The sequence below is a fragment of the Ruegeria sp. CJ2 genome (assembly GCF_056536745.1).
The window spans coordinates 252,686-265,474 of the sequence record NZ_JBQFQF010000001.1; the positions used below are offsets into that span (position 1 = coordinate 252,686).

Sequence of the window (12,789 nt, forward strand, 5' to 3'; positions counted from 1 at the left end):
CGCGAACCGGGCAGGCGATGGAGCCCCGGTCTGTGGCAGTGCTCTCTCGGATCAAAGAAGGGCTGGGTGAATCGAAGATCGCAGCATATGGCCGGGCCAGTTTTGGCGCGCTCAGGGCCTTAGCAGCTGAACCCCCGCCATTTTTCCCAACCTTTCAAGGTCCTGTTCGTACAGCTCGGAAAACGCGTCCACGATGTCTGTGTTCCAGCCCGGCAGTTCCAGTTCTTCTTCTATGAGCTCTGGTTGGGCGTGATCTTCCAGAACGTCTGTCAGAGCATCGCGCAAGCCCGCTTGATCCCCGCCAGACCCAGCGTTCAATAGCGTATTCGCCTTTTCTTTTCCCGCTTCATTCAGAAGTGAGAGCAGAAGTGTGTACTCTTTATTTAAGACCACATCCCCAGGAAGACCGCAAAATTTCCTCAAAATATCGCCCCAAATCAAAGGCGTTTCCTCATTGCTCCACAGGGTGATATTCACGCCCGGAGCCAGATCGCGGATGTCTTCGATCATGCCAATCCAGCTCAGGCAGCTCAGGTCGGTATTGCGGATTATGCTGTCCCTGTCTTCTTCGGGTAGGGACATCAGTAGTTTGGGAATAAACGTCCCCGGATTTCTAAGGGCAAAGAAGAAGTCTAGCTGAATGCCCTCAAGCGCCTGATCCAGCAGAGACATTTTTTTCCCGGCGAGGGGGTAAAGTTGCCCATCCTGAATGGCAGCCTTTGGGTCCGCTATCAGCACGGCGCTTTGGAAAACTGCCCGATGCACATTGGGGTCTGACGGCAAACCAGCCCGTATCTGACTGATTTCGTCAGACGTTAGAAACTGCGTTTCGGATGCGCTGAATGTTGGCTTGAAGATCTGTCTGTACCGGCGCGGGCCAAAAGCGACAACACCGTGCTCTGTCAGCACCGGCTTGTTGGCTTTCAGGGCTCTTAACATTCTGCCTTCGCCGGTAAATGCGGCTCCCGCGTGGATAGCAACCTGCATATTCGCTTCTTGCCCCTGCATCTTTTGCCTCGTCTGCCGGGTTACAGTCTGTGTCGCTGACAGTCAAACCAGTACGCTGATGCAGCGCTGCAGCGGCGTTCGACCCCTGGATTCAAAAATCATCAGGAAAAGACAAAAAATGAGGCTTGCAGTCCAGAACCAGAGGCAGTAATCGACGTCCAGTGCCCCTATAGCTCAGCTGGTAGAGCAACTGATTTGTAATCAGTAGGTCCGCGGTTCGAGTCCGTGTGGGGGCACCATTATCCCCTGTACCCAAAAGGCCAATCCGGTCAGTGCTTGGGAATTCCGTATCAGAAGCTTTGTGAATAGCGGTTATGGGCAGAATGTCGCAAGCGCGGCTCTTGAATTCCGTCGATGTGTATACCATTGTATGCCAAATCGAGTCTTCCCTTAGATTAGCTGTCTTCCAGCCCCTTGCCCGATGTGGAAATGATCATGAGCCTATACGACGAATATCTCGCTGAAATCGAAAACCGGAAAGAACAGGGCCTGAACCCTAAACCGATTGACGATGGTGCGCTTCTCAATGAGGTGATCGCCCATATTCAAGATACGGCCAGCGCGCATCGCGCGGATTGCCTGCAGTTTTTTATCTACAACACACTTCCCGGAACCACCAGCGCCGCAGGTGAGAAGGCCCGCTTTCTGAAAGCGATCATCTTGGGTGAGGCGACCGTTGAAGAAATCACGCCCGCCTTTGCCTTCGAGCTGCTGAGTCATATGAAAGGCGGCCCGTCTGTTGAGGTACTGCTCGATCTGGCGCTAGGCAACGATGAGGGCATAGCACGCCAAGCGGCTGACGTTTTGAAGACCCAAGTCTTTCTTTACGAGGCCGACACGGACCGTATCAAAGCAGCTTACGAAGCAGGCAACGCGGTCGCTGCGGACCTTCTGGACAGTTACGCCAAGGCTGAGTTTTTCACGACTCTGCCCGACATTGATGAAGAAATTGAGGTTGTCACTTATGTTGCGGCCGAAGGCGATATCTCGACCGACCTTCTGAGCCCCGGTAATCAGGCGCATTCGCGGGCCGATCGCGAATTGCACGGCAAATGCCTGATCTCGGAAGAGGCGCAGAAAGAGATCGAGGCGCTCAAATTGAAGCACCCGAATGCACGCGTCATGCTGGTTGCCGAGAAGGGCACGATGGGTGTTGGCTCGTCGCGTATGTCAGGCGTCAACAACGTGGCTTTGTGGACTGGCAAGCAGGCTTCGCCTTACGTTCCGTTCATAAACGTGGCCCCTGTTGTGGCGGGCACCAATGGGATTTCACCCATCTTTTTGACCACGGTCGGCGTGACCGGCGGGATCGGTGTCGACCTCAAGAACTGGGGTAAGAAAATCGGGGAAGACGGTCAGCCGATCCTGAACAACGACGGCAATCCAGTTCTCGAACAGAAATATTCGGTCGAGACGGGCACCGTGCTCAAGATCGACACGAAAAAGAAAAAACTCTTCAGTGTCGAAGGCGAAGAACTGGTCGACATGGAAGGGTCGTTCACACCCCAGAAGATGGAGTTCATGAAGGCAGGCGGCTCTTATGCCATTGTCTTCGGTAAGAAGCTGCAGACATTTGCCGCCGAAACCCTAGGGATCGAGGCCCCGCGGGTCTTTGCACCGTCGAAAGAAATCAGCAATGACGATCAAGGGCTGACAGCGGTTGAGAAGATCTTTAACGCCAACGCATTGGGCGTCGCGCCGGGTAAGGTGCTGCATTCAGGGTCCGATGTGCGTGTGCGGGTCAATATCGTTGGGTCGCAGGACACGACCGGCCCGATGACGGCGCAGGAACTGGAGGCGATGGCGGCAACCGTGCTGTCGCCCTCCGTTGACGGCGCGTATCAGTCCGGGTGCCACACGGCCTCGGTCTGGGATGCCAAGGCTCAGGCCAACACGCCGAAACTGATGGCGTTCATGAACAAGTTTGGTCTTGTGACCGGCCGCGATCCCAAGGGCGTCTATCACGCGATGACAGACGTGATTCACAAGGTCCTGAACGACATCACCGTCGACGACTGGGCAATCATCATTGGTGGGGATAGCCACACGCGTATGTCCAAGGGCGTGGCGTTTGGTGCAGACTCGGGCACTGTGGCGCTGGCGCTTGCGACCGGTGAAGCCTCGATGCCGATCCCTGAATCGGTGAAGGTGACCTTCAAGGGCAAGATGGCCGATCATATGGATTTCCGCGATGTGGTCCATGCAACTCAGGCGCAGATGCTGGCGCAGCATGGCGACAACGTGTTCCAGGGGCGCATCATCGAGGTCCATATCGGAACGCTCTTGGCGGATCAGGCGTTCACATTCACGGACTGGACGGCCGAGATGAAGGCAAAAGCGTCGATCTGCATTTCGAACGACGACACGCTGATCCAGTCGCTGGAGCTTGCAAAGCACCGCATTCAGATCATGATCGACAAGGGGATGGAGCATGAGAACGGAATGCTTCAGAAGCTGATCGACATTGCCGAGGCACGGATCGCTCAAATTAAGTCGGGCGAAAAACCTGCACTGACCCCGGACGAAAATGCCAAGTACTTTGCCGAAGTTGTCGTTGATCTGGACGAAATTGTCGAACCGATGATTGCCGACCCCGATGTCAATAACATCGACGTATCAAAGCGTTATACCCATGATACGATCCGGCCGATCTCTTACTATGGGGCGGAAAAGAAGGTCGATCTGGGCTTTGTCGGATCGTGCATGGTCCACAAGGGTGATATCAAGATCGTTGCGCAGATGCTTCGCAACCTTGAAGCGGCCCATGGTGAGGTCGCATTCAAGGCACCGCTGGTTGTTGCCGCCCCGACCTACAACATCATTGATGAGTTGAAAGAGGAAGGGGATTGGGAAATCCTGCAGAAATATTGCGGATTTGAGTTTGACGACGCGGCCCCCAAGGTCACGGCAAGAACGGAATACGAGAACATTCTCTATCTCGAACGTCCGGGCTGTAACCTGTGCATGGGGAACCAGGAAAAGGCCGCAAAAGGGGACACGGTTCTGGCGACCTCAACGCGCCTGTTCCAGGGCCGGGTTGTCGCCGACTCCGAGACCAAGAAAGGTGAATCGCTTTTGGGCTCAACGCCGGTTGTTGTCCTCTCCGCAATTCTGGGACGCACGCCGACGCTTGAGGAATATAAGCTGGCGGTTGAGGGGATCGACCTGACAAAGTTCGCCCCGCCGATTCAGAAACCACTGAGCGGCCTGTCGGTTCATTTCTAACGATAACGGCAGCGGCGCGAGCGGCTTGAGCAGGCCATGTGTCTGTCTCAAGCTGTCATGCCGCTGCCGGTACTTTGCGGCACGTGTGCGAGTCAGCCGTTGCCGATCAAGGGCCGCCCGGCCATAACACCGGGCCAGTTCGCTTTGTCCGGTGCGGTGTCATTCGGCCCGACGATATTTGCAGAACGCCTGTGTCGGCGTCATCACGCGCGCTTCAAGAAAACACCAGCGTCTTGACGGGCAGCAATATCGCTTGCGCGCGCAGGACAATGGCATTCGCTATGCCCATCCCGTCCACAATCCTGGCAAAAAAAGCGGACAGCCCCGTGATCTCCCCCGCGTCTATTTCTTTTGCGCGGCTTGTATAGGCGACGCCAATACAGGCGCTTCCGGGTGGAATACCTTCCAGGTGCTCGGGAAAAACCGGAGCCAGGAAAGCTGTAACCGTGCCTGGACGTACGCGATCCTGGGAATCAAGCAGCACGTCCCCCGGTCGGAATTGACCTGCGGCTATGGTTTCCTGCACCTCGTCCACGATCATGGGGACGATGGTCAGGGGTTTGGATGGGCAAGTAATTTCAACAAGCATACCGGGTTTCAGGACACTTGCCGATATCTGTCCAAATGCCGCGACAAACCGCCCTTGCCCCGAGATGTCAGGAACCAGAATACCAGCCGGCCGCAGGATCGGATTCACGATGTCGCCCGGTTTCAGCAAAAATTGGGTCACTGTGCCGTCCACTTCGGCGAATACCGTGGACTTTGCGATTTCATTCTCGGCCTCTCGCAGAACCGCACGCGCACTTTCTTTTTGTGCTGGCAAAACTGTCGTCTGGCGCAACTTGGCGCCGTCGCGTGCAGAAATGGCAGCGGCGCGTTGGCTTGCCGCGCCGGACACGGCGGTTTGAAGGCGTTCCAGCTCTTGCTCGCTGACTATAGTGTCGTTTCGTTCCGCCAGTGACAGACGCCGCTGAAGGTCGTTTTCAGCCTGACTCAGTTCCGCTTCTGCGGCTGTGACGCGTGCTTCGGCCGTGGCGACCTCAGTTGCGATCAATCCCAATGTGGCGTCAATCTCTTCGATCCGACGCTGGGCTGTCTCTGCCGCCGCTTCCTGCCGGGTGGTATCCAGAGTGAAAATCGGGTCGCCTGCCTTCACCCTTGCATTGTTGGTCACATACACTTCGGCGACCCGGCCTCCGCGGTCGGACAGGATGGTCACGGTGCGAAAGACGGCAGTCACTTTGCGCGTAGAAGGGTGGAAATAGAAGATGATGGTTATCAGGGTCACGGCCAAAATTGCGCAGGCGGTCAATCCCCAACGCAGCTCATACCAGACGTTGAACAGCGTGATTTCATGGCCCCACCGCTTGCCCTGTTTGTACCGGCGGTAAAGATAGTCCGGAACGATCGTGATCAGCGCCGAGAATATAAGCTCAAGCATCAGTGTGCTCCGGCAGATCTGTCTCAGTTTCCAAGGGTAGGATTTCGTGTATAGGAACTGCTGCGATTAGGATCGCTGCAATCCAAAACGCATTGTTCAAGGTAAACAGCGAGATCAGGCCAAGTACGCCGACCAGTTGCATTTGAACCTTATGGGCACCGGCCGCCATTCGGTCTGGAATAGCCTGCACCGTGAAATAGAGCGCGCCGAAGCCCAGCAAAACAGCGACAAGCGAAATGCCCACAACGATCAGAAATCCGTCCGTTTCGCCCGGGGCGGTGACCCAAAACGGCAGTCGGGCCAGCGCTTCATCAGAAAGAGAGCTGTTCACGGGAACCTCCGGTTTCATAATGATATCTTGCAAGGATAAACGATTGAAAACAAAAAGATCAAACCGGGGTGGTTTTCAGCCCTGATCAAAGACGCACTTCAGCGCCGGGATGCCGTATTGCACGAGCTCCCCAGTTTTGGGCTCATCATCTTTGCAATCGTCAACTTAGCGACTTTTCAATCAGTTTGGTTCGCATTAAGAGTTCCGATAGTCGCCGCACCAGACGGATCGGTGACCTGCGGATGTGGCGAAACTGGTAAACGCAAGGGACTTAAAATCCCTCGCCCTAGGGCTTGCGGGTTCGATCCCCGCCATCCGCACCACTCAATCCTTCAAACAGGAAATCCCAACTGGCCGATCAGCCGCCAGATATCGCGGTTCAACTCCGAGAGCTGATCAACGATGTCTTCGATCTCTTGCATGGCTGAGGCATCGACCGTGTCTTCGCGCCCCAGCTTGATGTCGGTTTTTCTGTCGGAAATCCTCATCAGGATCGTCTTTGGATTACCACTGTCGGGGTCAAAGGAATAAATGCAGTGATTGTATTTGTTTCGTATTCCCGACAGTTTGGCCAACCGCTGTGTGTGGACAAGGATGGGGTCGCGAACCTCGGGTGGGCGACCCTCCATCTTGGCAAGCCGTTCCACAAGATCAAGACGCGCCCGCGTGGTGTTCAATGTCAGAAAGATAATCACCGCGACATCTTTCTTGGTTCCGCTCAGGCCCGCGATCAAGTGGATCAACAGGCTTTCGGTGTTGGTCCACATATAGTTCAGCCGACCCACCAGCAGGATCAGACGATCAAACCGGGTTTCAAAATCGTCAGTCAACGGTCACTTCGTGCGCCTCGCCGGGCGCGACCTCGAAAAAGAACTGAGCGGCGGCGGTTCTGTTGCTGACACCGATTTTGCCCACGACATTGTGGATATGCAGTTTGACCGTGTGCTCGGTAATTCCCAGGTTGGACGCGATGATCTTGTTGCTCTGGCCTTTTGATACCAACTGCAAAACCTGTTTCTCGCGCGGCGTCAGTCTGGAATAAATCGGGTGCGGATCGGCCGTCGTAGAAATCGTGGTTTGTTCATGCTTTGGGTGGCTGTCATTCGCAGCAACGCTGTCAGCAAGAAAACAGGGCATGTAAAATTCTTCGTGTAGCAACAGGCGAAGGATAGACCTCCAAACGTCTGGTGAGACGTTCATCGGCAAGTATCCAATGTCACCATATGTGTTGCGATCCCAGTTCTCGAACAGAAACCGGGCCGCATCATCTTTGCGATATGCAAAGGCTAGGCTGCCGGGGCCGACGCAATCCTTATAGGCTTTTGGCCGTGCAATCAGATCATCAAGTGACATTTGGTCGACGATAAAGACCTGGCCGGAACCGGATGAAGGACAGACTGGAATTGACTGGATGCTGTCGATCCGGCGTGTGGCGACACCGAATTCGTTTTGAACTTCGCGCAAGGTTTGACGTGAATAGAACAGTTCCTTGCCAACAAAATTGATCGAGAAGTCTTCGGCGGTAAAATCACCTTGGATAGAATTATCCTGAAACGGGATACTCATTATTCCCCCCTACATAACCCAAACCGCGGAAATGCGGCAAAACAGTAAACAGAACTCGAAGCGTATTATTAACAGAATATTAACGCGTATGATCTCAAGACTACAGCGAATAGTGCAAGTTTCTTCAATAAAGCGTGATTCCAAGGGCTTAGGTTCTAGTACTTTCGGTTAGGTAGATGCTGGCCTTTCTCGTTTAAGTAGAGGAAATTGCAAGGTTTCCCACCTAAGGGGATTTGCGCCCAACTTTTGCCGCATCTATTCGGACAGACAGGCCGAATCAGTTTTTTAGTTCAATAAAATCAGAATGCTAAGCGATCTAGTGCTTACGGTTAGCTATTCAGGTTGGGCTCCTCCTGCAACGATATGAGTGCCTCAATTGAAGAGGCGCTTGTTCCTAATGTGCCTGCGATTCGCGCATTTTCGCGATTTTTTCCGCAGGGGCTCTTTCGGCTAAGCCGAGAAAGGAGGGTGGGAGGCCAAATCACCAAACGATGCCGCACGAAAGCGCGTCTCGCCTTTTTTGTGCGCAAGTCTTGTTTCAACCGCGCCCGTAACCGTTTTGCAGATGAATGACGGTCAGTGCGCTTCATAAGTGGAAATTGATATGTCTAGAAACCGTAATGGTAATCACGGCGCTGACGTCGAAGAGATTAATGTTGGTCCGGTTTTTGCTCCGGTAAAAGAAATTGATATCGACGAAGTCGACATCAGCGCGGACCAGACCGAGCAGAAAACCAAGGTTGATAATGAACAGGATCAGGATCAGCTGCAGGCTCAAGCTCAGAAAACCGATGTGGAAACTGATGTAGATAACGAGAACGATCAGGATCAGGACCAACATCAGGGTCAGGGCCAAGGTCAGGCTCAAAAACAGAAGAACGGTGACAACGACAACGACAATTCGAACTCTGTCCACATCGACTTTGGCGACGCCGAGCCGCTGGGCAGCGACGATGATCTGGTCGATGTGGATGTCTCGGGTGGATCGAGCATCGGCAAGGTTATCACCGTTGGAAACGACCTGGATTACGATCCCGGCGATGACCTGAACCTGAACATCAGTCTGGATGGCCCCGGCAACGATATGTCGGCCATCAACAAGCAGTACCTGAACCTGAGCGATGACGACACTCTGGGCGCAGCCGAAGTGAAGAACAACGGCAGCTTCGATCAAGACGGTGACGCGCGTGGCGGTACGGCGAATGCTGACGAAGGCATCGGGTCGCAGTCGGACGGAGGAAACTCCGGAAGCGGCGGTACGGCTCATGGCGGATATGCAGACGGGGACACCGATGGTGGTACTGCATTGGCGTTCGGCGGCCACACCGGTGACGCAGATGGTGCCGGCACTGGCGGAGCCGGAGGTTCCTCGGGCAGCGCAACCAACTTCGGTCTGGGTGTCGGACTGTCCAACGCAGACTCGAATGGAAGCAGCACCGCGGGTTCCGGCGGCAATGCCAACAGCGACGCCGATGCCGACAATACCGGCAGCGCCGACTCTGATGGCGACAGCACTGCCGGAGAAGGCGGAAACGCTGGCTCGATCGGTCTGGGCTTGGGTCTGGGTCTGTCCGAAGCCGATAACGATGGCGCATCTCTTGGCGGTAACAATGCCACCGGTGCAACGGCTCTGGGTGCTGGTCTGGCCGGCAACGACTCGGATGCCAATGGCGCCAATGGGGGTGACGGCGATGCTGACACCGATGGCGTCGCGGTAAACGCGGGCAGCAGCGACACCGAAGCCAACGACGCGGCGGCTGGTAACCTGGGCCTTGGCCTGGCGGGAAGCCTTGCCGATAGCGACGCTGACGCTGATGGCGGCAACGGCACCGGTTCCGGCGGAACGGGTGGAACTGGCACTGGCGCGACCGGTAATGGCGGCACTGGCAATGGTGCAACCGGCACTGGCGGCGCTGGCACCGGCGGCGCTGGCACGGGCGGAACATCCGGCCAGGTCGACGCGGCGCTTGCTGCGCTGAACCAGCAGAACGGGCTGATTGGCCTGAACGCGGGTGAAGCCGAAGCAGACACCGGAAGCGGTGACGTCAATGGCGGCAACCCCGGCACTGGCGGTGAAGGAGACGGCGGATTTGGTTCCGGCGGCAACGGTAGCGGAGCCCAAGGTGTTGGCGGTGCTGGCACTGGCGGCACTGGCGGTGGCGGAGACGGCACCGGTGGAGCAGGGCTCGGCGGTACGGCTGGTGCTCAGTCCGGTGCTCAGGGTGTTGGTGATCAGGCCACAACCGGCCCGAATATCACGCAAACCCCGGGTGACGTGAATGGCACAGCCAGCATGCCACAAAACACCAGCGGCGACGGTGGTGCAGGTGGCGGCAACAGCACAAGCGGCTCGGCCACGGGTACCGGTACCGGTACTGCAACTGCCGACGGCTTTGGTGGCGGCGGTGGCGCGATCCAGCAGGACGCAATGTCCAGCGGATCGGGTGCAGGCTCTGCTGATGCCGTGAACACCGCGGGTGCGGGCGGCGACTCTGGCCTGTGGTCCGTGGCAGACACCGACGGCAGCGCCGACAGCCTGGCGAGTGCGATTGCGGGATATGGCGGTGACGCGATGTCCGACAATGACGCCACTTCGACAGGCGCAGGCAGCGCGACTGGCTCGGCGAATTCGGGCTTCGGTGGCGGCGGTGGTGCCGGTGCCGGCTACGGTGGAACCAGCGGCGACGCAATGGGTTCTGCAAGCAACGGTCCGATCACCGGTGCAATGGTCAACGGTGGCGACGCTTCCGGTGCCAACTCGGGTGCAGGTGGCGCAGGCGGCAACGCCGGGTCCTGGGGTTCGAACAATGCCGGCGACGGTATCGTTCACGGCGAATCCTACGCTTCGGCAGCTGCTGTAGTGGACACATCGGCCTTCAACCAGACGATCGTCATGGGCGCCAACGTCCTTGGCAACTCGGTCGACACGACAATGGTTGGTGGCTCGATGAACTCGACCTACACCAGCGACGATACCGACGTATAACCCGCCGTCAGGGTTTGGGTCAGAGGGCGACGGTTCTCGTTCTCTGATCCGGTCAAGCCGATTGCCGAGGCCGCTCGCGGTGGCCTCGGCCCAACTTAACCCAGACCGGAAATTTTGCGCCGGAACGGGGAAAGGACAATGTTATGTCGCTCGACAGTATCAGTGAAACGATTGCCCACTTTATTGGAACCTTTGAGCTTACGACTGAGCAGGCCAGACTGCGCGAGCAGTACGAGGAATTTACTGCCCTCCGACGCAAGATTGAATTAGAGGATCTGGCGGACGCCACGGCCATCAACGTCCGGGCCGACCTGAAACTTGATCCGGGTAAATTCGGGGCGCTTCCCTACAAATTCCAAATCCCACAAAATGATGGCCCGTTCCCTCCGGGCTCCGGAGGTCCAATCCCTGAACCGGCTCTTTTCGTCGACCCGGTGTCCGGTCCGAAAGAGATTGTTCCAGACGGCCAATTGTTTACGGCGGAATTTCAGCAGACCATCGTGATTCCGGAACTGGTGCCCGAACTTATCGGATCGGCCGTAACGTATACATTCCAGACCCTTACCCTGAGCGACAATGACACGGTTGGCCAGGGCGATTTTCGAGACGCCGAAGTCTTGATGCAAGAAGGGTATGAGGCGCTGGACGTCGCGCTTTCGATGCATGCGATGTCATCGCCCTCTTATGACATTGCGGATTATCAATCGGTCGAAAAGCTGGAACAACTGGCCGAACAGATGAAGGCGACCGTAACCGTTCAGGTCGATGGCGCCACCGTCCATCAATTCCATGGCGAAGAGGCTGTGGGCATCATCGTCAACGGTGAACGTGTTGAGGAACTGCCCGATTGGATGGAACTTCTGCCACAACACCATCAGTCAGAGGACGAAGAAGAAAGCGGACAGCCGGATCCCTTCCCGAAAGAGTGGGATCAGTCCGAGGATGACGTTTTTGGTGAAGGCCACACGGTAGTTGCCGGTGGCAATCTGGCCATCAACGAAGTGTCGATCACAGTCGGTTGGGTTGATGCACCGATCATTGCTGTGGGCGGAACGTCCTATGATCTGACCGTCGTCAGCCAGGTCGCTGTCGTCTCGGACATCGACGAGGGAGAGCCGGGTGCCCAGAGCGAAACCAAGGTTGTCCAGTCGTCGCAAATTGCTGTCGAAGCCAGCGAAGCGCCGTGGATTGAAGATAACGTAGCACCACCCGGACAGGATCCGCTTGTCGTTATCAGTTGGATAAGCGGAGACCTATACGTCACCAATTTTGTCAAACAAGTGATTGACGCCACCGACATCGACCACATCCAGACCGAGGTCTCGACCTCGAACAGTATGTATGTCCTGGGCGACAACGACATGTTCAATGCCACCAACGTCGTTCAGTTGGGCAGCTTCTATGACGTGGTAATGGTTGGTGGGAATATGGTTTCCGTCGACATCGTGCAGCAAACGATCGTCTTGATCGACGACGATGTTGTAACGGGTCCCGTGCAGGATGAGGTCGAAGAGAACCTTGTCATGAACCAAGTGTCTTTGACCAGCACGGGTGAAGATACGCATGAAGACATTACTCCGAACCTGGCCAGTGCTTTGCCGATTGAGGAAGTGAACACAGACGCCCTTGAAGACGCGCTGTTGAACGATCCTGCCTATGCCGGAATGGAGCAGCTTCGTGTTCTGAAGATTGAAGGGGATCTGGTCCAGGCGAATGTGATCGAACAAGTCACTTTGTTGCAGGATCAGGACGACGTGCATCTGAAAGGCGGCAAAGGTGCCGAAGCATCGGCGCTGGGCGCAGGGAACGCGCTGTTGAACGCGGCCAGCGTCTCGAAGATCGGCGTCGACTCGGTCGTTATGGCGGCGGAGGGCGAGTACTCGGATGTGTTGTTGCACCAAGCCAGCCTGATCGACTCACCTGATGAAGAGTTGGGCGAAGAAATCGCCAATGAAGCCATCGCGTTTTTGATGGAGGAAACAAACGGACCCGGAAAGTCAGATCTTGCACCGGGCCACAACAAACTAACACCCTCCGAGGCGGCCAGTCTGGAAGACGGTTTGCAGTCCATGCTAGCCTAATCTCTTTATTAGTTACGAGTGACCCGAAAGTTTTAGTATGTCGATATTGTTTTCGTCACGCCGAACCCCGTTTGCCAGTCCGCTGGACAGTCGAAGCGGTTTGGACCGAGTAAAACCCCTGGTTGACGAACCCGCGCACAGGCCGGCAAAG

General features: G+C 56.1%; 8 protein-coding genes and 2 tRNA genes. 5 read left to right on the forward strand and 5 right to left on the reverse strand.

The genetic code is table 11. The features are described 5' to 3' along the window. Positions 1-111 precede the first annotated feature (111 nt). Positions 112-939, reverse strand: a complete 828-nt coding sequence (locus tag ACR0MS_RS01275) for a hypothetical protein (RefSeq protein WP_480568081.1) — start codon at positions 937-939, stop codon at positions 112-114. Between the two features lie 232 nt (positions 940-1,171). Between ACR0MS_RS01275 and ACR0MS_RS01280 the strand changes: the two genes are divergently transcribed. Together ACR0MS_RS01280 and ACR0MS_RS01285 are read left to right on the forward strand one after the other, a co-directional pair. Beyond that, positions 1,172-1,247: transfer RNA gene (locus tag ACR0MS_RS01280), tRNA-Thr, on the forward strand. Between the two features lie 196 nt (positions 1,248-1,443). Next, positions 1,444-4,233 (forward strand): bifunctional aconitate hydratase 2/2-methylisocitrate dehydratase, encoded by a 2,790-nt coding sequence (locus ACR0MS_RS01285; protein ID WP_480568082.1) that lies wholly within the window; start codon positions 1,444-1,446, stop codon positions 4,231-4,233. Between the two features lie 214 nt (positions 4,234-4,447). Here the strand turns inward: ACR0MS_RS01285 and ACR0MS_RS01290 are convergent, their stop codons facing one another. Both ACR0MS_RS01290 and ACR0MS_RS01295 read right to left on the reverse strand, forming a co-directional pair. Beyond that, positions 4,448-5,674 (reverse strand): HlyD family secretion protein, encoded by a 1,227-nt coding sequence (locus tag ACR0MS_RS01290; protein ID WP_480568084.1) that lies wholly within the window; start codon positions 5,672-5,674, stop codon positions 4,448-4,450. Beyond that, on the reverse strand, positions 5,667-6,005 hold the full coding sequence (locus tag ACR0MS_RS01295) for a hypothetical protein (protein ID WP_480568086.1): 339 nt from the start codon (positions 6,003-6,005) through the stop codon (positions 5,667-5,669). The genes ACR0MS_RS01290 and ACR0MS_RS01295 overlap by 8 nt, the downstream gene beginning before the upstream one ends. Positions 6,006-6,243: 238 nt before the next feature. Here ACR0MS_RS01295 and ACR0MS_RS01300 point away from each other — a divergent pair. Continuing rightward, positions 6,244-6,328: transfer RNA gene (locus tag ACR0MS_RS01300), tRNA-Leu, on the forward strand. A gap of 9 nt (positions 6,329-6,337) precedes the next feature. Here ACR0MS_RS01300 and ACR0MS_RS01305 read toward each other — a convergent pair. Together ACR0MS_RS01305 and ACR0MS_RS01310 are read right to left on the reverse strand one after the other, a co-directional pair. Continuing rightward, complete coding sequence (locus tag ACR0MS_RS01305) at positions 6,338-6,835, reverse strand: hypothetical protein (protein WP_480568088.1); 498 nt, start codon at positions 6,833-6,835, stop codon at positions 6,338-6,340. Beyond that, positions 6,828-7,571, reverse strand: coding sequence for a helix-turn-helix transcriptional regulator (locus ACR0MS_RS01310; RefSeq protein ID WP_480568090.1), 744 nt, complete (start codon positions 7,569-7,571; stop codon positions 6,828-6,830). The genes ACR0MS_RS01305 and ACR0MS_RS01310 overlap by 8 nt, the downstream gene beginning before the upstream one ends. A 604-nt stretch (positions 7,572-8,175) precedes the next feature. Here ACR0MS_RS01310 and ACR0MS_RS01315 point away from each other — a divergent pair. Then, complete coding sequence (locus ACR0MS_RS01315; RefSeq protein WP_480568092.1) at positions 8,176-10,557, forward strand: beta strand repeat-containing protein; 2,382 nt, start codon at positions 8,176-8,178, stop codon at positions 10,555-10,557. A gap of 143 nt (positions 10,558-10,700) precedes the next feature. Further along, entirely contained in the window at positions 10,701-12,638 is a 1,938-nt protein-coding gene (locus ACR0MS_RS01320) for a type I secretion protein (protein WP_480568094.1), read from the forward strand. Positions 12,639-12,789: the final 151 nt, after the last annotated feature.